Annotated in this window: 19 protein-coding genes, 1 tRNA gene and 1 pseudogene; 13 read left to right on the top strand and 8 right to left on the bottom strand. The window is 66.2% G+C overall.

Going from position 1 to position 23,513, the window contains the following annotated elements; genetic code table 11:
• A pseudogene (locus tag A3AS_RS44580) lies at nucleotides 1-258 on the top strand (IS481 family transposase); the annotation flags it as partial.
• 42 nt (nucleotides 259-300) lie between these two features.
• On the opposite strand, the gene A3AS_RS0143155 reads toward A3AS_RS44580, so the two are convergent.
• The 4 genes from A3AS_RS0143155 to A3AS_RS0143140 form a co-directional block, all read right to left on the bottom strand.
• Nucleotides 301-376 (bottom strand) — tRNA-Thr (locus A3AS_RS0143155).
• Nucleotides 377-476: 100 nt separating this feature from the next.
• Entirely contained in the window at nucleotides 477-2,225 is a 1,749-nt protein-coding gene (locus tag A3AS_RS0143150; protein WP_018323608.1) for a heme biosynthesis protein HemY, read from the bottom strand.
• A 36-nt stretch (nucleotides 2,226-2,261) separates the two neighbouring features.
• Entirely contained in the window at nucleotides 2,262-3,473 is a 1,212-nt protein-coding gene (locus tag A3AS_RS0143145) for a COG4223 family protein (RefSeq protein WP_018323607.1), read from the bottom strand.
• A 65-nt stretch (nucleotides 3,474-3,538) separates the two neighbouring features.
• Nucleotides 3,539-4,285 carry a uroporphyrinogen-III synthase gene (locus A3AS_RS0143140; protein ID WP_018323606.1) on the bottom strand — a complete coding sequence of 249 codons (747 nt, stop codon included), beginning with the start codon at nucleotides 4,283-4,285 and terminating at the stop codon, nucleotides 3,539-3,541.
• A gap of 150 nt (nucleotides 4,286-4,435) precedes the next feature.
• Between A3AS_RS0143140 and tsaD the strand changes: the two genes are divergently transcribed.
• From tsaD to A3AS_RS0143125, 3 genes are read left to right on the top strand one after another with little or no spacing between them, the layout of a single operon-like run.
• Nucleotides 4,436-5,509 (top strand): tRNA (adenosine(37)-N6)-threonylcarbamoyltransferase complex transferase subunit TsaD, encoded by a 1,074-nt coding sequence (tsaD, locus tag A3AS_RS0143135; protein WP_018323605.1) that lies wholly within the window; start codon nucleotides 4,436-4,438, stop codon nucleotides 5,507-5,509.
• A gap of 2 nt (nucleotides 5,510-5,511) precedes the next feature.
• On the top strand, nucleotides 5,512-6,492 hold the full coding sequence (locus A3AS_RS0143130) for an NAD(P)H-dependent glycerol-3-phosphate dehydrogenase (RefSeq protein ID WP_018323604.1): 981 nt from the start codon (nucleotides 5,512-5,514) through the stop codon (nucleotides 6,490-6,492).
• Between the two features lie 2 nt (nucleotides 6,493-6,494).
• Nucleotides 6,495-6,908 (top strand): EVE domain-containing protein, encoded by a 414-nt coding sequence (locus tag A3AS_RS0143125; protein WP_018323603.1) that lies wholly within the window; start codon nucleotides 6,495-6,497, stop codon nucleotides 6,906-6,908.
• Between the two features lie 89 nt (nucleotides 6,909-6,997).
• On the opposite strand, the gene A3AS_RS0143120 is transcribed toward A3AS_RS0143125, so the two are convergent.
• Entirely contained in the window at nucleotides 6,998-8,092 is a 1,095-nt protein-coding gene (locus A3AS_RS0143120; RefSeq protein WP_018323602.1) for an adenylate/guanylate cyclase domain-containing protein, read from the bottom strand.
• Between the two features lie 101 nt (nucleotides 8,093-8,193).
• Here A3AS_RS0143120 and A3AS_RS0143115 point away from each other — a divergent pair, with 101 nt between their 5' ends.
• Nucleotides 8,194-8,649: an SRPBCC domain-containing protein gene (locus A3AS_RS0143115; protein ID WP_018323601.1), complete on the top strand. Its 456-nt coding sequence runs from the start codon at nucleotides 8,194-8,196 to the stop codon at nucleotides 8,647-8,649.
• A 113-nt stretch (nucleotides 8,650-8,762) separates the two neighbouring features.
• On the opposite strand, the gene A3AS_RS0143110 is transcribed toward A3AS_RS0143115, so the two are convergent.
• Nucleotides 8,763-9,932 carry a DNA topoisomerase IB gene (locus tag A3AS_RS0143110; RefSeq protein WP_018323600.1) on the bottom strand — a complete coding sequence of 390 codons (1,170 nt, stop codon included), beginning with the start codon at nucleotides 9,930-9,932 and terminating at the stop codon, nucleotides 8,763-8,765.
• A gap of 401 nt (nucleotides 9,933-10,333) precedes the next feature.
• Here A3AS_RS0143110 and acs point away from each other — a divergent pair, with 401 nt between their 5' ends.
• Both acs and A3AS_RS0143100 read left to right on the top strand, forming a co-directional pair.
• A complete protein-coding gene (acs, locus tag A3AS_RS0143105) occupies nucleotides 10,334-12,280 on the top strand; it encodes an acetate--CoA ligase (RefSeq protein ID WP_026202958.1) in 1,947 nt (648 codons plus the stop codon).
• A 435-nt stretch (nucleotides 12,281-12,715) separates the two neighbouring features.
• Nucleotides 12,716-13,231 carry a L,D-transpeptidase gene (locus tag A3AS_RS0143100; protein ID WP_018323598.1) on the top strand — a complete coding sequence of 172 codons (516 nt, stop codon included), beginning with the start codon at nucleotides 12,716-12,718 and terminating at the stop codon, nucleotides 13,229-13,231.
• Between the two features lie 56 nt (nucleotides 13,232-13,287).
• On the opposite strand, the gene A3AS_RS0143095 is transcribed toward A3AS_RS0143100, so the two are convergent.
• A complete protein-coding gene (locus A3AS_RS0143095; protein WP_018323597.1) occupies nucleotides 13,288-13,878 on the bottom strand; it encodes a thermonuclease family protein in 591 nt (196 codons plus the stop codon).
• A gap of 181 nt (nucleotides 13,879-14,059) precedes the next feature.
• Between A3AS_RS0143095 and A3AS_RS0143090 the strand changes: the two genes are divergently transcribed.
• The 4 genes from A3AS_RS0143090 to cysC all read left to right on the top strand — a co-directional run bounded on the left by A3AS_RS0143090 (nucleotide 14,060) and on the right by cysC (nucleotide 19,816).
• On the top strand, nucleotides 14,060-15,778 hold the full coding sequence (locus A3AS_RS0143090) for a methyl-accepting chemotaxis protein (RefSeq protein WP_026202956.1): 1,719 nt from the start codon (nucleotides 14,060-14,062) through the stop codon (nucleotides 15,776-15,778).
• Between the two features lie 155 nt (nucleotides 15,779-15,933).
• Nucleotides 15,934-16,953: a sulfotransferase family protein gene (locus A3AS_RS0143085; protein WP_018323595.1), complete on the top strand. Its 1,020-nt coding sequence runs from the start codon at nucleotides 15,934-15,936 to the stop codon at nucleotides 16,951-16,953.
• 5 nt (nucleotides 16,954-16,958) lie between these two features.
• Nucleotides 16,959-17,921 (top strand): sulfate adenylyltransferase subunit CysD, encoded by a 963-nt coding sequence (gene cysD / locus A3AS_RS0143080; RefSeq protein WP_026202955.1) that lies wholly within the window; start codon nucleotides 16,959-16,961, stop codon nucleotides 17,919-17,921.
• Complete coding sequence (gene cysC / locus A3AS_RS0143075; protein WP_018323593.1) at nucleotides 17,921-19,816, top strand: adenylyl-sulfate kinase; 1,896 nt, start codon at nucleotides 17,921-17,923, stop codon at nucleotides 19,814-19,816. Before cysD ends, cysC begins: the two co-directional genes overlap by 1 nt.
• A 65-nt stretch (nucleotides 19,817-19,881) precedes the next feature.
• Here the strand turns inward: cysC and A3AS_RS0143070 are convergent, their stop codons facing one another.
• Nucleotides 19,882-20,091 carry a DUF1674 domain-containing protein gene (locus tag A3AS_RS0143070; RefSeq protein WP_018323592.1) on the bottom strand — a complete coding sequence of 70 codons (210 nt, stop codon included), beginning with the start codon at nucleotides 20,089-20,091 and terminating at the stop codon, nucleotides 19,882-19,884.
• A 189-nt stretch (nucleotides 20,092-20,280) separates the two neighbouring features.
• On the opposite strand from A3AS_RS0143070, the gene A3AS_RS0143065 reads away from it, so the two are divergent.
• Both A3AS_RS0143065 and A3AS_RS0143060 read left to right on the top strand, forming a co-directional pair.
• Nucleotides 20,281-21,627 carry an RsmB/NOP family class I SAM-dependent RNA methyltransferase gene (locus A3AS_RS0143065; RefSeq protein WP_018323591.1) on the top strand — a complete coding sequence of 449 codons (1,347 nt, stop codon included), beginning with the start codon at nucleotides 20,281-20,283 and terminating at the stop codon, nucleotides 21,625-21,627.
• Nucleotides 21,628-21,784: 157 nt separating this feature from the next.
• Complete coding sequence (locus A3AS_RS0143060) at nucleotides 21,785-23,503, top strand: heparinase II/III family protein (RefSeq protein WP_026202954.1); 1,719 nt, start codon at nucleotides 21,785-21,787, stop codon at nucleotides 23,501-23,503.
• Nucleotides 23,504-23,513 lie beyond the last annotated feature (10 nt).

Here is a 23,513-nt window from a genome sequence, read left to right as displayed (position 1 = left end):
GAGGGCTTGCCGGAATTGGCCTATCCCTTTCACGATCGCGACGTCGTCGTCACCTCCTGCGGGCGTCTCTGCCTTCACCGTAAGAGAATCAATATCTCCCTTGTCTTGGCCGGCCAGAAGCTCGGCATCAAGGAGGTCGACGAGGGCATTTGGCTCGTCAGCTTCATGCACTATGATCTTGGATATTTCGACCTGGAGCAGAAGACCCTGCAACCCCTCGACAACCCGTTCGGCACGAGGTTGTCACCCATCTCTTAGGTACGATCCGTTACCCATCTCTTCGGGCCGGACAATGAGCGCTGGTGCCGCAAGAGGGATTCGAACCCCCGACCCCGTCATTACGAATGACGTGCTCTACCAACTGAGCTATTGCGGCGAACCCTGCCGGGGCCAAGGCGATGCCGGCCCCGATACGCGCGCTCCTGATATCGGGCATGGCCCGAATTGGCAAGGACAAGCCGGGTTCGAAATGCGGCTCAGGCGCCCCAGCGGGACCAGAATCCGCGCCAGCCGCCGGCCTGGGCCTTGGGTGTACCGATTTGTTCCGTAAATTCATCACTCGGACCCTCGTCATCGATCCCGGGATCGTCGGGGGCCCGGACGATCGGAATGACCGCGGGAATCGGCGCTGGCGCGGGTTTGCCGAGGTCGGCGCGGCTCCGGAACACCGGTGTCGCCGCCGGCGGCGGTGATTCGGCGGGCTCCGGGGCCGGTTGGACCGGTTCGGCGGTCACAACGGCCGGCTCTTCTTTGGCAATCGGGGGCGAATTGTCCTGCGCGGCCGGCACTGGCGCCGGTGCTGGTGCCGGTGCTGTCGCGGGCGGTTCCGCCGGGCGTTCGCTGGGAGCCACCGTCACCCGCTTCGGCGGCGGGGCCGCCAGCATGGCCTCCTCGAAGGCCGAGGATTCGATCGTGGTCCCCTTGTCCGAAGGCAGGCTCGCGACCGGGGTCTGCCACTGGAACGCATCGAGCCGGCCGGTGACCGGCGAGACCGGGCGCCAGCGGTCGCTAACGTAGCCGTCCGCAGTCCAGGCCGGATCGTGACGGGCGCGCACCGCCCGCAGGGTCCAGGCGCGGGCGCGGCCGCTATCGCCATGCTCGGCACGCTCGATCTCGGCCATCAGCAGCGCGACGCGCTGGGTCGGATCGCTGAGATAAGGCGCGAGCACTTCGCGCGCGCGGGCGAACTCGGAGGCGTCGATCGCGGCACGCGCGATCGCGAGCTGGCCCTCGATATGGCCGGGCTTGTCGGCAGGCGTCTTCGCCGCGAGCGTCTCGACCCGCTGCAAGCGGTGCCAGGCGGTATCGCCGAGCTTCACATGGGCATAGGCATCCGCGAGATCCGGATGCGGATTGGCGAGCCAGGCAGCTTCCACCCGCTTCATGGCGCGGCGCACCTGATGTGCCTCGCTGTCGAATTTTGCCGCGAGCACGGCCGCGGGCACCAAGGTTGGCGCAAGCTTCACCGCCTCCATCACGCTCTCGCGCGCGACGTCGCGGTCCATCGTCTGCAATTCGAGCGCGCGCGCCGTGAGCAACACACCGCGCTGCCGGCGATAGGCCTGCTTGTCGATCAGGCCTGCGGACAAATTCGAATCGAGGATCGCGAGCGCGCCGCTCCAGTCGCCGCGCGCGCAGCGGAAGCCGAGCACCGCTTGCGAGGCCCAGGTCGAGGACGGCGACAGCTTGATCGCTTCTTCCGCGATCATCACGGCGCCGACCGCATCGTCGGCGCGCTGCGCCTCAATGAACAGGCCGCGCAGGCCGAGCAGGCGCGTGTCCTCGCGCTCGGCCATGGCGCGGAAGACGCGCTGCGCCTCGTCGCGATTGCCTTCGAGCTGCGCCGACTGCGCATGCAGGAGCAGCGCGAGCGGATCATTCGGGGCATGCCGCCGCGCCGTTTCCGCGTGCCGGCGGGCGAGTGCGGTATCACCATGACCGATCGCGAGCAGGCCGTGGGTGATGGCGTGGCGGCCCCGCGCGTGGCGCTTGTCGTGGCGGCGGCGGCGCAGACGCCCCGGCGTGCGCCAGATCGTCGTCACGATGCTCCAGACCAGCACGACGGCCGCGGCAAACAGGCCAAGCAGGAACACGAATTTGGGAAGCGTGGTCGAGGCGCGGAAACTGCCCGCAGTCAGGACGAGATCGCCGGGCTGGTCGGCAACCCAGGCCGCGCCGGCCGCCGCCAGCGCGATCAGGACAAGGAAGAGGACGATGCGAAGCATGGCGATCCCTATACGCGCTTAGTATTGCGCGAAGCTTTATTGAGCAGGCTTGACGAGATCCGCCATGGCATCGTCGGCGAACTTGCGGGAAGCGGCGAGCGCAGCGTCGCGGGCATCGGCCTTGTCGAGCCAGGCCTGCGCCGGCGCACGATCGGCCTCGGCCAGCGTCTTGAGCTCGCGCCGCGCTTCCACGAAATCATTGCGAAGCGCCGCCGCCGTCACCCGTGCGACGATGGCGCCACGATCGTTGCCGACCCCGTCGGTGCGCTCGATGCGGACCAGCTTTGAGGCTCCTGCCTGGAGACGCTCGACGATGCCCGTGCCGCTGGTCTGGGCTTCCGCCGGCGGCGACAGCTTCGGCACGATGTTGAGGAGCTCGCGACTCAGCGCCACCGGCGTCGGGATACCTGACGCGGCAAAGGTGTCGAGCGGCTTCAGCATATCGGGCTTTGTCACCATCGCCCGCGCTGCGGCCAATTGCGACTCGTAAGCATCGCCGTGACGAACGGCGACGTCGAGCAGGGCCGCCGCCACCACATGGCGCAGCGGCTTGTCGTCCAACGTCTTCGCATCGGCGATCTTCTCGCCCTGCTGCGCGAGCTCGGCACGTTCGGCCGTGCTGGCGCGCTCGAGCTGGGCGATGCGGTCGCTCAGAGCGGCGAGGTCGGGTGCGGCAGCGCGGGGGGCAGATTTCGCATCGTTCAATGTGCTCGCGGTCTTGTCGAACTGCGTACGCAGATTGGCGACGTCGCTGCGCAAGCCGCTTGCGGATTTCTCCAGCGCGTCGATCCGCGCCGCCATCGCGGGATCGGCGGCGGGCTTGCCGGCCTTGGCTTCAACTGCCGCAACGCGACCGCTCAGCGCATCGACCGTCGCGCTCGTGACTTGCGGGGTGGCCGGCGGTGCCTGCACGGCGGGCCAACCCAGCATCCAGCCGACCGCGATCACGACCGCCGCCGCGACAGCGCCGGAGAACGGCGCGATGACCCAGGGCGACATCGGCGCAGACACGGGAGCCGGCGCAACCGCGGCCTGCGGTTCGGTCCGCTCCGGCTCTGCGTCAACCTGGTCGGATTTTGCCTGCTCAGGCTCGGCGTGCTCCGGCGCCGGCGGTGCCTCGGGCTCGACTGCCGGCTCCTGCGGCTGGGTCGAGACTTCGGTGGCTTCGAGGTCGATGGTGGGCGGAGTGCGCTTGGCACGGCCGGACTCAGGAGCCAATCCTGCGTCTTCAGGCTTGTCGTCGGCCATCGTGACGGTTCCTCACACTTCCATACGCGGGACGGACCCGATTACGTCGGATTCGGCTCGACCTCTTACGCCAAACGGGTGCGTAACGCACGCTCCAAGGTGGTAAATAAGGCATTTTCGTCCGGTGTCGCAGCCACCAGAACCTGCGACGCGCCGGCATCACGCAGCACGCTGGCCACCGTCTCGGACAGGCAGCATTGCGGTATGGCCAGCGCCGAGATTTCGACGCCTTCGTCCCTGGCCGCATCCAGGAACGCCCGGGCGCTGCGCCGGGAGTAGTGCAGCACCGCCTCGACGCCGTGGGCGGCAAAGCCCTCGCAGACCTCGCGCGGCAGATGCTTGACCGGCGCCATGCGATAGGTCGTCTGCGTGACCACGCTAAACCCCTCCGCACCGAGCTCGCCGCCGAGGTCGCGCGACAGATCCGCGCCTGCGAGATACAGCAGCGTGCTCTTTTTCTTCAGCACCTTGTCGCGCGCGCTCTGCATCACCTTGTCGCGCAAGGACGCGGCATCGCCGCCGGCGACGATCACATCGGCAAAGCCGGCGTCGCGCGCCGCGGCAGCCGTATGCTCGCCGACAGCAAACAACGGCAGCTCCAACAGACCAAGATCCCGCAATTGTGGCGCGACGGCACGGATCGCGTTGGCCGATGTGACGAGGACGGCACCGTAGGGAGCTTCACTCTCGTCATGGAAGGCGACCGGCTCGAACTTGAGCACCGGCGCAAGCAGCACCGCAAGACCCCGCGCACGCAGGCTTTCCGCCGTCGCCTCATTGTCGGGATGCGGCCGTGTGACAAGGATGGACATCGCTGGTGTTCCCGGACCAATTGGCGGCGACGCATTCGTGAGGAAGCCGCGCGTCGCGATTGCGCAATCTGGCCCCGGAATGCTACCGGACGTACCAGAACTCTGCTTTACGGATGAGCGCAAGGGCGCAAATTGGATAACAATTCGCCAATGCTGGTACTGGGCATTGAAACCACCTGCGACGAGACCGCCGCGGCGGTGGTCGAACGCTCGCCTAACGGCAGCGGCAAGATCCTGTCCAACATCGTGCGGTCGCAAATCGAGGAGCACGCCCGCTTCGGCGGCGTGGTGCCGGAGATCGCCGCCCGCGCCCATGTCGACCTGCTCGATGGCATCATCGAGCGCGCGATGCAGGAGGCCGGCGTCGGCTTCGCTCAGCTGGGCGGTGTTGCTGCCGCTGCGGGGCCGGGCCTGATCGGCGGCGTCATCGTCGGGCTCACTACCGCGAAGGCGATCGCGATGGTGCACGACACGCCGCTGGTCGCGGTGAACCATCTGGAGGCGCATGCGCTGACGCCGCGCCTCACCGACGGAATCGAATTTCCCTACTGCCTGTTCCTCGCCTCGGGTGGCCATACCCAGATCGTCGCGGTCACCGGCGTCGGCCAGTATGTACGGCTCGGCACCACCGTCGACGATGCGATCGGCGAGGCCTTCGACAAGGTCGCGAAGATGCTGGGCCTGCCCTATCCCGGCGGGCCGCAGGTCGAGCGCGCGGCGGCAAGCGGCGATGCCACGCGCTTTGCGTTTCCGCGGCCGATGCAAGGGCGTCCCGACGCCAATTTCTCGCTGTCGGGATTGAAGACGGCAGTGCGCACTGAAGCGAGCCGGCTGGCCGAGATCACGCCGCAGGACATCAGTGATCTCTGCGCGAGCTTTCAGGCCGCCGTGCTGGATTCGACCGCCGACCGGTTGAGCGTCGGCCTCAGGCTGTTCCGCGAAAAATTCGGCGCGCCGCGCGCGCTGGTCGCGGCCGGCGGCGTCGCCGCCAATCAGGCGATCCGCGGCGCCCTCGATGCCGTCGCGCAGCAAGCCGGGACGCAGCTGATCATGCCGCCGCCGGCGCTCTGCACCGACAACGGCGCGATGATCGCCTGGGCCGGTGCCGAACGCCTCGCGCTCGGCCTGACCGACACGATGGAAGCGCAGCCCCGCGCGCGCTGGCTGCTCGACGCCAACGCAACGGCACCGGCGGGCTACGGCAAGACCCGGGCGGGATACTAGCCATGACCACGTTCCAATCCGTCGCGGTGATCGGGGCAGGCGCCTGGGGCACGGCGCTGGCGACCGTGGCGGCGCGGGCGGGAAGGAGCGTCACGCTCTGGGCACGCAATGCCGAGCATGCCGCGCGGATCGCCTCGACACGCGATAATCCGCGCCTGCCCGGGGTGCGGCTCGCGACGGAGATCGTCGTGACCAGCGATCTGGCGCTCACCGCGCACGCCGACATGTTGCTGATCGCAACACCTGCGCAGCATTTGCGTGGCGCCGTCAACATGCTGGCCTCGCATTTGACAGGGCCGGTGCCGATCGTCGCCTGCGCCAAGGGCATCGAGCACGGCACCCACAAATTCATGACCGACGTGATCGCGGAGGCCGCGCCGCACGCCCAGCCCGCGATCCTGTCGGGTCCAAGCTTTGCCGACGATGTCGCGCGCGGCTTGCCCACGGCGGTGACGCTGGCGGCAGGCGATGAGACGTTGGCGCGCGCACTGGTGCAGGCCCTGGGCTCGCCGACGTTCCGTCCCTATCACTCCACGGACATTCGCGGCGTCGAGATCGGCGGCGCGGCCAAGAACGTGCTTGCAATCGCAGTCGGCATCGCGGTCGGGCGCAAGCTCGGCGCCTCCGCCCAGGCTGCCCTGACGACCCGCGGCTTTGCCGAGCTGACGCGTCTCGGCCGCGCGCTCGGCGCACGCAGCGAGACACTCGCCGGCCTCTCCGGTCTCGGCGATTTGATCCTGACCTGTGCGAGCCCGCAGTCACGCAACTTCGCCCTTGGCCTTGCACTCGGCCGCGGCGAGCAACCGCCTGCCGGCAAGCTTGCCGAGGGTGAGTTCACCGCGCCGGTGCTGATCGAATTCGCAGCTTCGCAGGGCATCGAGCTGCCGGTATCAGAAGCGGTCGCGTCGATCCTGAGCGGCCGAAGCACGATCGACGCGGCTATCTCGGGGCTGCTGACGCGCCCCTTCAAGTCAGAGGAATAAACATGGCGTACTGGCTGGTGAAATCCGAACCATCGGTGTGGTCCTGGGACCAGCAAGTGGCGAAGGGCGCCAAGGGCGAGGCCTGGACCGGGGTGCGCAATTACACCGCGCGCCAGAACCTTGTCGCCATGAAGAAGGGCGACAAGGCGTTCTTCTATCATTCCAACGAGGGCAAGGAGATCGTCGGCATCGCGGAGATCATCAAGGAGGCCTATCCCGATCCGACCGACAAGACCGATAAATTCGTCTGCGTCGACATCAAGGCCGACAAGCCGTTGAAGACGCCGGTGACGATGGCCACGATCAAGGCCGAGAAGAAGCTGGCCGACATGGCGCTGGTGAAATATTCGCGCCTGTCGGTGCAGCCGGTGACAGCGGAGGAGTGGAAGCTCGTCTGCAAGATGGGCGGGATGTAGGCGCTGCCGTAGCCCGGATGGAGCGCGGCGAAATCCGGGACAGTCTTTCCGTATGCACCGATCCCGGATTACGCTGCGCTCCATCCGGGCTACGATGTCCGGTTCTGCGTCTCCGCCAGCGCAAACACCTCGCATGGCGCAGCAATGCCGCGCAGCGAATGCGATCCGAGCGCGACCAGCGGCATGTCCGTTTCCGCGGCGAGCGCTCCCGACACCAGCACGGCCCGCCCCAGCGGCTTGCACAATCCTTCGAGCCGGCTGGCGAGATTGACAGCGGGACCGATCGCCGTGAAGTCGAGCCGGTTGGCGGCGCCGATATTGCCCCACAGCATCTCGCCCAGATGGAGCGCAGCGCCGAATGCCAGCGGCGGCAACCGTTGAGCGCCGCGCTCCTTGTTGAGATAGACCATGCCGGCCTCCGCCGCGCCTGCGGCACGCAGGGCGGCCTCGCAGGCCCGGCGGGGCGATGCATCGACCACCGGAAAGATCGCGAGCACGCCGTCGCCGATGAATTTCAGCACTTCGCCGCCGAAGGCGTGAACGGCACCGGCGATGCGGTCGAACCAGGCATCGAGCGCGGCGATGACCTGTGCAGGCGGTGAGGTTTCCGACAACGTCGTGAAGTTGCGGAGGTCTGCATAGAGCAGCGCGGCCTGAATGGTCTCGCCGAGATCGCGGCGCAGAGGTGCCGCCAGCACCCGCTCCGCGCTGCGCTTGCCGAGATATGCGTCTAACGTCGCGCGCAACGTGGCGCGCGCGGCGAGCACGGCGAGGGGCGTCGCTGCAAAACGCGCGGCCTGGCGCAATTGCCCGATGTCGTCGGCAGTGAAGGGACGCGGCCCGATCCAACAAAGCTGCGGCCCATCGGGCCGCCCGATGACGTCTTCGTGGACCTCGCCCCGCGCGATGTCGCGCAGCCAGCGGCGGCCGGCATCGTTGGGCGGATCGGGCGCCAATCCGCCGGGCGCGAAGCCGAGTGCTTCGATCACTTGGCCGCTGTCTGCACGCCACAGCCAGGTCCGCTTTGCGATCAGAGGATGCGGCACCTCCAGCGTCAGGGCGCCCGCCGCAAGCGGCACGCCGTCGGCGACCAGATAGGCGCCGAGTTCCGCAAGCAGGCGATCAGCTCCGGCGCTATCCGAGGCGGCATCGACGAGCCAGGCGAGGGTCGGGGAGAGCTGCATGGCTCGATCATGGCGAAGGCAGGCGGCCTTTGTCACGGGCAATCCTTGACGCGCCGCTTTGGCGCCGCCATGTCCTGGTGTCAGCGAAGGGATGATCGCCGATGACCGAACCGTTCATAGTGCGACGCGAGACCCAGATCGCGGCACCACGTGCCACCGTTTTCGCCTACCTGACTGACCCCGAGAAAATCCTGAGCTGGATGGGCTCCGATGCCACCACGGAGCCGCATCCGGGCGGGCTCTATCTGCTCAAGGGCGTCGGCCCGCGCGGCGGCGTCGCCCGCGGCGCCTTCCGCGAGGTCGTGCCGGTGCATCGTCTGGCCTACACGTTCGGATGGGAAGGCGGCCAGGAAGTACCGCCCGGCTCAAGCCTCATCGAGATCGACCTGATCGAGCGTGACGGCGGCACGCTGCTGCGCATGACCCATAGCGGCCTGCCGAGCGAAGCGCAGGCCGCCGCGCACGCGACGGGGTGGGCGCATTATATGGAACGGCTCACGACCGCAGCCGCAGGCGGCGATCCCGGTCCGGACATGGGTGTGTCAGATAAGAAGTAGCTCTCGTAGGGTGGGCAAAGGCGCGCTCTTCGCGCCGTGCCCACCACCTTTCACCATGAGCAAATGGTGGGCACGCTTGCGCTTTGCCCACCCTACGGCAGCGCGACGTGTCGTTACACCGCGGCGGTCGCCACCACCTGCGCCAGCAACTGCTCGCGCCTCGCCTGCGAGCGCTGGCCCTTCATGGTCGCGGCGAAGCGCTCGAGGATGCCGTCCTCGAACGCCGTGACGATGGTATCGTGGACGTAGCTCTTGCGGCAGATCGCCGGCGTGTTGGAGAGCTTGTCGGCAGCGGCGCGGATTGCGTCCAGCACCTGCTTCTTGCGGCCGCGCTGGCTGGTCGCCGGCGTGATCCGCGACAGCGATTCCACGACGACGGCAGACGCCATCAGCGTACGGAAATCCTTCAGCGAAATCTTGATGCCGGCGATCTCGCGCAAGAACGCGTTCACCTGCGTGGTGTTGACCGCGCGCACGATCCCGTAGGCATCGCGATACTGGAACATGCGCTTGCCGGGGACCTCCTGCAAAATGCCGATGGCGCGCACCAGCTTGGCCGCGTCGCACTCCTTGCGCACCGCCTTGCCGCCCTTCGCCTTGAAGGTCAGCACGAAGCAATCGTCCTCCAGCGTGACGTTGGACTTCAGCAGCGTGGTCGCACCGCGGGTGCCGTTGAGACGGGCATAGGATTCATTGCCGGGACGGATCGCGGTGCGCGCGATCAGCTCGATCACGGCCGAGAGCGCGAATTCACGCGTCGGCTCGTCGCCCGACAGGAATGCCGAGACCTTGCGCCGGATCTTTGGCAGCGCGCCGACGAGCTTTTCCAGCCGATGCGCCTTGCGGTGCTCGCGGACCTTTTCCCAATCGGCGTGATAGCGATATTGCAGCCGGCCCGCGGCATCGCGGCCCACCGCCTGGAGATGCGAGCTCGGATCGGACGAATAGCGCACCTCGCGATAGGCCGGCGGCACCGCCATGGCGTGCAGCCGTCGGATGGTGCGGGCGTCGCGGATATGTGCGCCATTGGGACGCACGAAGGAATAGCCCTTGCCGCGCCGGACGCGGCGAATGGTCAGCTCGTTCTGGTCGCCGAGCCGCAGGCCGAGCTCCCTGGCGAGCGCTTCGACCGTCGCCGCGGGCGCCGTGTCGAAGGCCTTCTTCGGGCTCGGACGCCTGAAAGGGGCCGGTTTCGGCCATTGTCCGAGGGCCTTGGCCAGCGCAATAGCTGCAGGATCGGCTGAAGCGGGCCGTATCGTCCCGAGATTCTGCTGATCCATCATAGCCTTATGCCTTAGCCCTGTCTGTTACCGGTCAATGCCGCTGTTCTGATTTTTGTTCCGAAGGGTCTCTTTGGACCCGGGTTGGCCATTTAGGGTGTTCCGAACCGTATTGCGAGTCCCGAATCAGTGAGAGGCGGTTTCCAAATACCTCTACTGATGCATGGGGCCCCTGCGCCGGCCTATTCCGCGGAGCTGGATCAAGGCCCCGAAAGCCGCCCGCCGGCTTGTTTCATATCTGCGACAGTCGCAGCAGGCGGGCTTGATCCTCCGCATGGCCGGCCGCCCGCCGAAGGTCCAGCTTGTGCTCCTTGTCGGGCCCGGTTAGCCCGACGCATAATCAGTCAATGATCAAGTCGGCTCGCCGGTCGCCAGCGTTCGGCCTGCCGTATGTGGAGGGAAGCATGTCCGAGAAGATCTACGACGTCCCGGCGGAGTGGGCGAAGCGTGCCTGGATCGACCAGGCCAAGTACAAGGAGATGTACGCTCGCTCGATCTCGGACCCGAACGGTTTCTGGGCGGAGCAGGCCAAGCGCATCGACTGGATGCACGCGCCGACGAAAATCGAGAACGTCTCGTTCGCGCCCGGCAACATCTCGATCAAATGGTTCGAGGACGGCATCCTCAACGTCGCCTACAACTGCATCGACCGCCATCTCGCCAAGCGCGCCAATCAGACCGCGATCATCTGGGAAGGCGACGATCCCTCGCAGTCCAAGCGCATCACCTACCAGGAGCTGCACGACGAGGTCTGCCGGATGGCCAACATCCTGCGCACCCGCAACGTCAAGAAGGGCGACCGCGTCACCATCTACCTGCCAATGATTCCGGAAGCGGCCTATGCGATGCTCGCCTGCGCGCGCATCGGCGCGATCCACTCCGTGGTGTTCGCGGGATTCTCGCCGGACAGCCTCGCCCAGCGCATCAATGACTGCAAATCCAAGGTCATCATCACCGCGGACGAAGGCCTGCGCGGCGGCAAGAAGGTGCCGCTGAAGGCCAACGTCGACGCCGCGCTCGCGAAGGCCGACGACGTTGACTGGGTCGTGGTGGTCAAGCGCACCGGCGGCAAGATCGACATGAACCCGACGCGCGACCTCTGGTATCACGAGGCGGCGGCGATGGTGACGACGGAATGCCCGGTCGAGCACATGCATGCCGAGGATCCGCTGTTCATCCTCTACACCTCAGGCTCGACCGGCCAGCCCAAGGGCGTGCTGCACACCTCCGCCGGCTATCTCGTGTTCGCCTCGATGACGCATCAATACGTCTTCGATTATCACGACGGCGACATCTACTGGTGCACCGCCGATGTCGGCTGGGTCACCGGCCACAGCTACATCCTCTACGGGCCGCTCGCCAATGGCGCGACCACGCTGATGTTCGAAGGCGTGCCGAATTACCCGGATAATTCCAGGTTCTGGAACGTCATCGACAAGCACAAGGTCAACATCTTCTACACCGCACCGACCGCGATCCGCGCGCTGATGCAGTCCGGCGACGAACCGGTGAAGAAGACATCGCGCGCCTCGCTCCGCCTGCTCGGCTCGGTCGGCGAGCCGATCAATCCGGAAGCGTGGGAGTGGTATCACCGCGTCGTCGGCGACGACCGCTGCCCGATCGTCGACACCTGGTGGCAGACGGAGACCGGCGGCATCCTGATCACGCCGCTGCCGGGCGCGACCAAGCTCAAGCCGGGCTCGGCGACGCAGCCGTTCTTCGGCGTGGCGCCTGAGATCGTCGACGCCGACGGCAAGGTGCTGGACGGCGAGACCTCGGGCAATCTCTGCCTGACGCGGTCCTGGCCCGGCCAGATGCGCACGGTCTACGGCGATCACGCCCGCTTCGAGCAGACCTATTTCTCGACCTACAAGGGCAAGTACTTTACCGGCGACGGCTGCCGGCGTGATGCCGACGGCTATTACTGGATCACCGGCCGTGTCGACGACGTCATCAACGTGTCCGGCCACCGCATGGGCACCGCGGAAGTCGAGAGCGCGCTGGTCGCACATGAGAAGGTGTCGGAGGCCGCGGTGGTCGGCTTCCCGCACGACATCAAGGGCCAGGGCATCTACGCCTACGTCACCCTGATGGCCGGCGTGCAGCCGACCGAGGATCTGCGCAAGGAGCTCGTCACCTGGGTGCGCAAGGAGATCGGCCCGATCGCATCCCCGGATCAGATCCAGTTCGCGCCGGGTCTGCCCAAGACCCGCTCCGGCAAAATCATGCGCCGCATCCTGCGCAAGATCGCCGAGGACGAACCGGGCAGCCTGGGCGATACCTCGACGCTGGCCGATCCCGCCGTGGTCGATGATCTCGTCAAGAACCGGCAGAACCGGAAGCCGGCGTAAGGCAAGCTCGTGCCCCGGACGCAGCGCAGCGCGCACTTCGCGGTGCGCTGCTGAGCCGGGGCTCATCGAGCCGCGCACGAAGAGAAGAACTGGGTCCCGGCTCTGCGGCGCACCGCTGCGCGCTGCGCGTTGTCCGGGACACGAGACTGCCTTTCGCACCGAGGCCCCAAAACAACAGCCGTTCACATCCTCACGCACTCGTCAGCGGGCGGGCCGGTGCGGCCGCATCTTTCCCGCCGAGTGTTGTTTTCAGGTCATTTACTTTATTTCGAACATTTCCTTTGTTCCCCCTGCTGACTGGCCCTTGGCAGCCGTGCGTGGAAACCAACCGGTTAACGGGCGCGGTTAAGAATGTCCCCTGACAAGGACGTGGCCAGCTGGCGATTGCCGGTTCTGCGTAATTTTGGACGATCCGTTCGGGCTAGGGGAAAATCGATGTCGATAAGGATTGCTGTGGCGCTCGCTGCCACCATCGGGGCTGGGGTCTTGATGTCGACGGCGGCGCAGGCGCGGCCGGAAATGGTTGGGGCACATCTGGCCGACTATTCTCCGGGCACGATCGTGGTCAAAACCAGCGAGCGGCGGCTTTATCTCGTCCTCGATAACGGCCACGCCGTGCGCTATCCGGTCGGCGTCGGCAAGTCCGGCAAGCAGTGGGCCGGCACCACCCGCATCGACGGCAAGTACCGCAATCCGGCCTGGTCGCCGCCCGCCGAGGTGAAGCGCGACAAGCCGAGCATCCCTGACGTCATTCCCGGCGGCTCGCCGCGCAACCCGATGGGCGTCGCGGCGATGACGCTGGCCGGCGGTGAATACGCCATCCACGGCACCAACGTGCCGGGCTCGATCGGCGGTTTCGTCTCCTATGGCTGCATCCGCATGCTCAACGATGACATCACCGATCTCTATGGCCGCGTCTCCGTCGGCACGACGGTGGTCGTGACGCGCTGATCGCCGGGATCAAGGCAAGACAAGAAGAGGCCGCGTCCCGGGACGCGGCTTTTTTGTTACCAGAATCGCCAGCTGCGCGCGCACCAGCCGTCGCGATGGCCGCCATTGTAGCTTCGCGCAAAACCGCCGGCGAGCAATGCCGCCGAAACGTTCGCAGTCCGCCGGGTCGCGACGTCGGCGAGAACGCGGCCGTATTTGTCAGGGCCGAGATTGGCGATCGTCACGTCACCCTGACCAAGCAGATCGCGCAATGCGCGGGCCGCGGCTTCGGCCTTGTCCTGCTCCTCCCGGCAAGACGCTTTCATCTCGGGCGCGTCGATGCCGCGCAACCGAACCCGCACGACGAGATCGCGGCCGCCGCGCTGACGAACCCGCGCGAGAAAGGTGTCGCCGTCGACGGTGCGAATGACGTCGACCGGCTCGCGAACATCGGGATGGCGCGCTTGCTCGAGAACGATCTCGGCGTTCCGCGTGCGATCGCCATCCGTGTCCGGAATTAGCCAGCCCATTCCGTGGCGGAAGGTGAGCACGACGGCCAGCGCGATGCCCACCACGAACATCCACGGCAATAATCCGGAGAAGCGCCGACCGAACGGCGAGCCGCCGAATTGCGGCCGATAGGGATTGGGTCGGTCCTGGAAACGCATCAACTCACGCTAGGACAGAGTCGGGGGAACTCAAAGCACGAGCGCGCACATAGCGGAACCATGCAGGAAAATTCCATTGTCGGATACGTCGGCCGTAGTTCTACTGGAGATCCGCGAATATTACCCAAATCTCAATCATTGGTTGCGAATACCTGTTATACAGCAACGCGAGGAGAGAGCGGTGGGGTCATTCAGGTTTCGCATTGGAACAAAGCTCGGCATCGTCACCGGCGTGAGCGTTGTGCTGGTCTGCGGCATGCTGACCAACCAGATGCTCGGCAACCGGTCGATCGCCGAATCCAATCGCCTGGTCACGATCAACTATCTCAACAAAGGCAATGCGCAAGCGGCGCAGACGGCCATGGCGCGGGCGCAGCTCGCAGCTCTCGAGATCAGCTCCGCCTCGTCAGCCGGAGAGGTTGACAAGCTCCTCGAGAATCTCCGCGCGCGAGCAGGCGAAGCCGGCGCGGAAATCGATGCGGCGACCGACCGGGCGACCCGCAAGGTCACCCAGGACGCCTATCGTGAGACCAAGAAATTCGTCGATGCGTATCTGGCCAGCGGCATTGAACTGGCGGGGGCGCAAAAGTCCGTCATTGGCGCCCCCTCCGGCGGCGCCAGGACTGCGGCAGAGTCGACGAAGGCAACCATTCTCGCAGAGCGTATGCGTCCGGCAGCCCTGGAAGTCAGCAAACGGATCGACGATCTGGTCGGCGTTGCCAACGAATTCGCGGCGCGCCGCAAGGGCGAGATGCTGGCCGAACTCGACCGCGTCGCCACCTTCGCATTGATCGTCGGCGTCTTCGTCGTTCTGACGTTGATCGGGTCCGCCGTCTTTTCCGTGTCGAACATCGCCCGGCCGATCCGGCGCATCGGCGACGTGCTTCTCCAACTCGCCGGCGGCAACAAGGCGGTCGAGATTCCCTACACGCGCCGCGGCGATGAAGTCGGCGACAACGCTCGCGCGGCTCAGACCTTCAAGGAAAACCTGATCCGTATCGAGCAGATGGAGGTCGAACAGAAGAATCAGGAAGCCGCTGCGGCCGCTCAGCGCAAGGAAGAAATGGCCCAGCTCGCCGGCGTGTTCGAAGCCGCGGTCGGCGGCATCATCGACTCCGTGTCAGCAGCCTCCCAGCAGCTCGAGGCGGCCGCCGGTACGCTGTCGGGAACCGCCGAAGAGACCCAGCAACTCTCCGGAATGGTCGCGGCGGCCTCCGAGGAAGCCTCCACCAATGTCGGAGCGGTCGCGTCCGCCGCCGAGGAAATGAGCACCTCGGTCGTCGAGATCGGCCGCCAGGTCCACGATTCCAGCCGCATCGCCAGCGAAGCGGTCAGGCAGGCCGAACGCACCGACGTCCGGATCAATGAACTGCTCAAGGCGGCGGGCCGAATTGGCGACGTCGTCAAATTGATCACCGCCATTGCCGAACAGACCAACCTCCTGGCGCTGAACGCAACGATCGAGGCGGCGCGCGCCGGCGAATCCGGCCGCGGCTTTGCAGTCGTGGCGAGCGAGGTGAAGGCGCTCGCGGCGCAAACCGCGCGAGCGACCGAAGAGATCAGCGCGCAGATCGCCGGCATGCAATCGGCAACCGAGGACTCCGTCGGAGCGATCAAGGAAATCGGCGCGACCATCGCCCGCATTTCAGACATTTCGTCCACCATTGCAGCGACGATCGAAGAACAGGGTGCAGCGACGGCCGAGATTGCGCGCAACGTCAGCGAAGCCGCCAAGGGAACCGTCGAAGTCGCAGACAAGATCGCCCAGGTCAGTCATGGCGCGAGCGCGACCGGCGCGGCGTCGGGGCAGGTGTTGGCATCGGCGCGTTCGCTGTCGAGTGAAAGCAGCCTCTTGAAGACGGAAGTCGAGAAGTTCCTCACCACCGTGCGCGCGGCATGAAACGGCGTAGCGGCGACGAGCACTTCTTCAATGCTCGTCGCATATGGATAGCGCCTCCGGGATTCCCCGGAATTGTCCGACACCGCCGACAACTGTAGGTTGGAATCTCTCCAACGAGCAATCGCTCGTGGAACTCCCTGCAGTGGGCCCCCGACATGAACATCGACGCAATTTCCGCCGATTCGCTCGAACGAATGGCCGATCTCGTTCGGCAGCAGCATAGTTCCCTCGACACCATGCTGCTGTCGCCGGTGGGCGAATTCCAGACCAGAGCCGTCACGCTCGCGACGTTGATGCGTGAAGTGACGGACTGCCTTGCCGAGGATTTCCTACATCGTCCGGCGCAGGACTTTCCGATGCTCTATTTTGCATGCGGCAAGGCCAGAGTCGGATCGACCGCCCTCAGCAATCTGTTCGGCATGACCGGCATGCCTTCATATTATCAACCGCTGAAGGCGATCCTGCGCGACGCGCTCGTCGGCCGCCCGCTGGCGCCCTGGATCATCCCCTCGGCAAGCGACGAGCCGCACATCTTCAGCAAGGAAACGATCGGGCCCTACGTCCTTGCCGAGAGCTTGTTCAATCCGCTGCAGCTCTTGGTCGAGGCAGGCTATCAGCGCGACCGTCTGCATCTCATCATGCTCGACCGCGAGCCGGCGAGTTCGCTGGCGTCATGGCTCGAGAAGCTGATTTCGCGCGCGCCCGAAGACACATTGCTGCGGCACTATGTCGTTGCCGCACTCAGCGCGGCCCGCGTCGCAAGTTACGCGCAACAACACGGCGTTCCCGTCACGCACTACGTCTACGAGGTAAGCAAGGAGGCCCTGTCGTCGGTGCGCGTCTTGTTCGACCGCCTCGGCCTTTCGAGCAGCTTTACCGAGAATGCCGTGACGTCATGGCAGGAACCGGGAGACGTGCAAGCAAACAACGCGCGCGTCATCTTCCCGAGCGAAGCGACGATCTACAAGGTGCCCAATCTGCACACCTCCGATAGCGCCTATCGCTACCAGCGTCGCGCGACGGCCTCAATGAGCGAAGCTCAGCTGGAGATTCTGGAGCGCTGCGGGGTCAATGACGCCTATCGAGCTTCGGTCGCGGCGTGCGTTCGCGATCTCGGCCTGAATGCCTCAACGTCGGCGCATCTGTTCGGCGAATGGTTCGCCGAGGCCGCGTGATCAGCATGCTGGACATTCCCACGAGCACCGAGCCCGCCCTCCTTGAAAGAACCGGCCGCGAGCCGCTTCACGCCGCCAGCCATCTCCGGCGCCTGGAGGCGGAAAGCATCCACATCTTGCGGGAGACGGCGGCCGAATTCCGCAAGCCGGTGATGCTGTATTCGATCGGCAAGGACTCCTCGGTGCTGCTGCACCTGGCGATGAAGGCCTTTCATCCCGGCAAGCCACCGTTTCCGCTGCTGCATGTCGACACGACATGGAAGTTCCGCGAGATGATCGCGTTTCGCGACCGCCGCGCGCGCGAACTCGGCATCGACCTGATCGTCCATACCAACAATGACGGCTTGAGCCAGGGCATCGACCCCTTCACCCACGGCTCAGCCCGCTACACCGACGTCATGAAGACGCAGGCGTTGCGGCAGGCGCTGGACCTCCACGGCTTCGACGCCGCGATCGGAGGCGCGCGGCGCGACGAGGAGAAATCGCGCGCCAAGGAGCGCGTGTTCTCGCACCGGAGCGCGGCACATCGCTGGGATCCGAAGAACCAGCGGCCCGAGCTGTGGAGCCTGTACAACACGATGCTGGCGCCCGGCGAGAGTATGCGGGTGTTTCCGCTTTCGAACTGGACCGAGCTCGACGTCTGGGACTACATCCTGCTCGAGGACATCCCGATCGTTCCGCTCTATCTGGCGGCTTCGCGCCCGGTGGTCGAGCGCGACGGCGCGCTGATCATGGTGGACGACGAACGGATGCCGCTGCTTGCAGGCGAAGAGCCGCGATGGCGCTCCGTCAGGTTTCGCACCCTCGGCTGCTATCCGCTCAGCGGCGCCACGGTCTCGACCGCGGCAACGCTCCCCGACATCGTGCGCGAGATGATGGCCTCGCGCACCTCCGAGCGGCAGGGACGCATGATCGACCGGGACAGTGCCGCATCGATGGAGCGCAAGAAAGCGGAAGGCTACTTCTGATGTCCTATCACGAGGCCCCCACGATCGCCGCCTCCGGTGCGCCGCGACTCGAACAGGATGATCGTCCGACGCTGCGCTTCGTCACTTGCGGCAGCGTCGACGACGGCAAGAGCACGCTGGTCGGCCGGCTGCTCTACGATTCCAAGACGCTGCTCGACGACCAGATCGACGCGCTGGCGTCCGAGAGCCGGACGGTCGGCACCACCGGTGGCGATTTCGATTTCGCGCTGCTGGTCGACGGCTTGCAGGCCGAGCGCGAGCAGGGCATCACGATCGACGTCGCCTACCGCTTCTTCGCCACCAGGCTGCGCCGCTTCATCGTCGCCGACACGCCGGGGCATGCGCAGTACACGCGCAACATGGCGACCGGCGCCTCCAACGCCGATCTTGCCGTGGTGCTGGTCGATGCCCGCAAGGGCGTGATCACGCAGACGCGGCGCCACAGCCACATCCTGTCGCTGCTGGGTATCCGTCACGTCGTGCTCGCCGTGAACAAGATGGACCTGATCGGATTCGACGGGGGTCGCTTTGCGGCCATCACTGCCGAATACCTGACCATGGCCGGACAGCTCGGAATCCCGCAGGTCCAGTGCATTCCGGTCGTCGCACGCGACGGCGACAACATCGTCACGGCCAGCGCGCGGACGCCCTGGTACACCGGGCCGACGGCGACGGCCTATCTGGAATCGGTCGACGTTTCCGGCGATGTCTCGCAGCGGCCGTTCCGGTTGCCGGTGCAATGGGTCAACCGGCCGCATGCGGAGTTTCGCGGCTTCTGCGGCCGGATCGCCAGCGGAACGATCGCGACCGGCGAGACCATCACCGTGCAGCCCTCGGGCCGTCAGACGCGCATCGCGCGCATTCTCACGCCCGGCGGCGAGCGCGATCGGGCTGCGGCGGGCGAATCGATGACGCTCACATTGACCGACGAGATCGACGTCAGTCGCGGCGACGTGCTGACGGCGGGACCCGCGCCACAGGTCTCCGATCAATTGGCGGCGCATCTGGTCTGGTTCGACGACGAGGCCATGGTCGCGGGCCGTCGCTATTTGCTCAAATGCGGCGCGGCCTCGACCGGCGCGGTGATCACGACGCTCAAGCACCGCATCGCCATCGACACCATGGCGCATGAAAGCGCCGCCACGCTCGACGCCAACCAGATCGGCTACGCCCATCTCAGCCTCGACCGTCCCTTGGTGTTCGAGGCCTATCGCGACGACCGCGACATGGGCAGCTTCATTCTCGTCGATCCGATCAGCCATCGCACCGCCGCCGCGGGAATGATCGATCTCTCGCTCCGCCGCGCCACCAACATTCATTGGCAGCGGCTTGCCGTCGACAAATCCGTGCGGGCGCGGCTGAAGCAGCAGCGGCCCTGCGTGCTCTGGTTCACAGGGCTGAGCGGTGCCGGCAAATCGACAATCGCCGATCTCGTCGATCGCAGGCTTGCCGAACTCGGACGCCACGCCGTACTGCTCGACGGCGACAATCTCCGTCACGGCATCAACCGCGACCTCGGCTTCTCCACCACGGACAGGGCGGAGAACGTCCGACGCACCGCGGAGATCGCAGCGCTGTTCGTCGACGCCGGCATGATCGCGCTGGTCGCGCTGATCTCACCGTTCCGCAGCGAGCGCGAGCTGGCGCGCGGGCGGGTCGAGACAGGCGAGTTCATCGAGATCCATGTCGCGACCCCGCTCGCCGAATGTGAGCATCGCGATCCCAAGGGGCTCTATCGCAAGGCACGGGCGGGAGAGCTGCCGTCGTTCACCGGCATCGATCATCCCTACGAGACGCCGCAGGCGCCGGAGATCACCATCGACACGTCAGAAATGTCGACTGACGCGGCCTGCGAGCGCATCATCCGCTATCTCAGGGAGAATCATTACCTTTAGTGGCAAGACCTTTAGTGCCAAGACCTTTAGCAGCAAGGGCGGACAGCCTTCGGACCGGCGATCGCTCAGAAGTCGGAGGCGATGCCCTTGCGCTCCCAGTCGCCGTAGCGGGTCGGCTCCGGTCCCTTGGGCCCCTGCAATTCCTTCGGCGCCGCCCTGCCGTACTCCTTGGCCTGCACGGCCGCGGCCTGCCGGCGCGCCTCGGCTTCGGCCAGCGCGCGCTTGGCTGCCGGCGTGAGCTGCTTGCGGTCGGAAACGGGAGGCTGGTCATTCATCGCCAGGCTTTCTAGCGCAGGACGAGCCGCAACGCGATGTCCAATAACGCATTCCTGAAATCGGCCCGGCAGGGCTGAAAAAGCCGGAAGCGATTCTTACATTTGGCATATTCGCGTGCCAGAGATTGGGTTCTCAAGGCATGCGCCCATTGCGGCGGAACTGCCGCTCGCTCAGAACCTTGCTTCCGCATGCCATCTCAACGTTTCGCCCCTCCGTCCGAAGTGCCCGGTCTCGCGGCGCGACGGATTGCCGCCGACATCGTCGACGGCGTGCTGCACAAGCACCGCACGCTCGACGACCAACTCGACGGCAGCAGCGCCCATCCCGGACTGAAGACGCTGGCCGACCGCGACCGCGCGCTGATGCGGCGCCTGGTCGCCACGGTGCTGCGCCGGCTCGGCACGCTCGGTCATGTACTGTCCCGCCTGCTCGACAAGGGCATCCCCTCCGATGCGCCGCGCGCGCAAAGCGCGCTCCTGATCGGCGCGGCGCAGATCCTCTGGATGGACGTGCCGGATCACGCGGCCGTCGACCTCTCCGTTCGCCTGGTGCAATCCGACCGGCGCGCCGCGCGCTATGCCGGCCTCGTCAATGCCGTGCTGCGCCGCTGCGCGCGCGAGGGCACGGCGCTGGTCGAGGAGGTCGCCGCGCAATCGCTGGATCTGCCGCCATGGCTGCTCGCGCGCTGGAGCGCGCATTATGGCGAAGCAACCGCAAGGGAGATGGCGCTGGCGCTCGGCCACGAGCCGTCGCTCGATCTCACGGTGAAATCCGATGCCGCGCAATGGGCGAGCCGCCTGCACGGCGAGACGCTGCCGACCGGGACGGTGCGGATGCTGCTGCACGGCTCGGTGACCATGCTGCCCGGCTTTGCCGAGGGACAATGGTGGGTGCAGGACGCCGCGGCCGCGCTGCCGGCCCTGCTGTTCGGCGACGTCAAGGGCAAGTCCATTGCCGATCTCTGCGCCGCCCCCGGCGGCAAGACCGCGCAACTGGTGCATGCCGGCGCGCATGTCACGGCGATTGACCGCTCGCCAGCCCGGGTGACGCGGCTGCGTGAAAACCTGGCGCGGCTGTCGCTCCAGGCCGAGACCGTCGTCGCTGACGCCGTGGAATGGGCCGGCCCTGCCGAAGGCTTCGACGGTATTTTGATCGATGCGCCCTGCACCTCGACCGGCACGATCCGCCGTCATCCCGATGTGGCGTGGCTGCGGCAGGAATCCGATGTCACCGCCATGACGGTGCTGCAGCAGCGGCTGCTGCGAAGATCGGTATCGTTGCTCAAGCCGGGCGGCACGCTGGTCTACTGCACCTGCTCGCTGGAACCCGAAGAGGGCGAGCAGGCCGTGGCGACGCTGCTGGCAAGCGAGCCCGCGCTTCGCCGCGTCCCGATCGAGGCGTCGGAAGTCGCGGGCCTGGACGAAATCATCACAGGGGACGGCGATCTGCGCACCCTGCCCAGCCATCTGCCGAACGCCGATCCCAAGCTCGGCGGGCTCGACGGGTTTTTCGCGACCCGGCTCGTTAAATCCTGATTTTGCACCGGATTTTGCGGCCGCGACGCTGATTCGCACACGTTCAAGGTGGTGTCAGACGTCCGATTTTGGGATTAATAGGGATTCGTCGGAATCCTCTCCCCCTTCAAGGCAAAGCGTGTCGGTCGCTCAACGCAGACGTATCTCGACGCTGGTCATGAACCGCTTCGCGCGGAACATGCTCGCGCGCGCGAGCGGCGGTTCCGTTGCGCTGTCGCGGGTCTGGCCCGGCCGCACCGACCGGCTGATCATCGCGCCGCATGATCTGCGCACCGCGGATGCGACGCGCGCCGCTGAAATCTATGCCGGCCGCTTCGTCTTCGCCGGCAAGATCGTCAATTGCCACGGCCGTTCGATCTTCGAGCTCGAGCCGCCGTCGGAAGATTGGGAAGTCGCGCTGCTCGGCTTCGGCTGGCTGCGCCATTTGCGCGCCGCCGACACCGCGCTGACACGGGCGAATGCGCGCGCGCTGATCGAGGACTGGATCGCCAACCCCGCCAACAAGCGCCGGCCGGTCGCGCGACGTGCCGACGTGCTGGCCCGGCGCGTGATCTCGCTGCTTTCGCAAGCGCCGCTGGTGCTCAACGAGACCGACAACAAGTTCTACCGCCGTTACCTGCGCGCCCTCGCGCGCGAGATCCGCTTCCTGCGCTACACCATGGTCAACATTCCCGACGGGGTGCCGAAGCTCCAGGTGCTGATGGCGCTGTGCTATGCGGCCTTGTGCCTTGCCAACCAGGCCGGCCAAATCCGCAGCGCATCGAAGAAGCTGTCGGACGAATTGCAGCGGCAGATCCTGCCCGACGGCGGACACATCTCGCGCAATCCGGGGGCGCTGATTGAACTCCTGATCGACCTGCTGCCGCTGCGGCAGACGTTTGCTGCGCGCAACATCGCGCCGCCACCGGCGCTGCTCAACGCGATCGACCGCATGATGCCGATGCTGCGCTTCTTCCGCCACGGCGACGGAAATTTCGCGCTGTTCAACGGCATGAGCGCGACATCGTCCGACCTGCTCGCAACGCTGCTCGCCTATGACGACACCCACGGCGCGCCGATGGCAAACATGCCGCATACCGGCTTTCAGCGCCTCGATGCCGGCCAGACCACTGTGATCATCGACACCGGCCCGCCGCCGCCAGCCGGCGTCAGCCACGACGCCCACGCCGGCTGCCTGTCGTTCGAACTATCCTCCGGCATCAGCCGCATCGTCACCAATTGCGGCATGCCGACCACGGGCCGCGACAATTGGCGGCCGTTCGCCCGCGGCACCGCGGCGCATTCGACGCTGACCTATCACGATACTTCGTCGTGCCAGTTCGTCGAGATGTCGGCGATGAAGCGGCTCCTGCACGGCTCGCCGGTCACGAGCGGGCCCGTCGAGGTCGAGAGCTATCGGGAGATCGTTCAGAACGGCACGCTGCTGACGACGTCGCATGACGGCTATCTCTCCAAATTCGGCGCAATCCACCGCCGCGTGCTGATGATCGCCAATGATGGCGCGCGCATCGACGGCGAGGACACGCTGTCGCCGCCGCAGGGCGGACGCTTCAAGGGCGCCGACGCTGACTTTACGCTGCGCTTCCATCTGCATCCGGCAGTGAAGGCGAGCCGGCTGTCGGATGCGCGCGGCGTCATGCTGGTGCTGCCGAACCGCGACGTCTGGACCTTCGAGGCGCTCGACGACAAGGTCGACCTCGAGGACAGCGTGTTCCTGGCCGGCAATGACGGGCCGCGCCGCACTGCCCAGATCGTGATCCGGCAGGACGCGCGGCAGGCGCCTTCGATCCGCTGGAGCTTTGTCCGCTCCACGGCATCGCCGACCGTCACCAATGCCCGCCGCAACGCCCGGCGCGAACCGGAACTTCCGCTGTAAACGCGCGGAT

The organism is Bradyrhizobium sp. WSM2793 (genome assembly GCF_000379585.1).
Classification (GTDB): Bacteria; Pseudomonadota; Alphaproteobacteria; order Rhizobiales; family Xanthobacteraceae; genus Bradyrhizobium.
The sequence above is the reverse complement of the archived record's forward strand: the minus strand, read 5'-3'. Positions and strand labels throughout refer to the sequence as shown.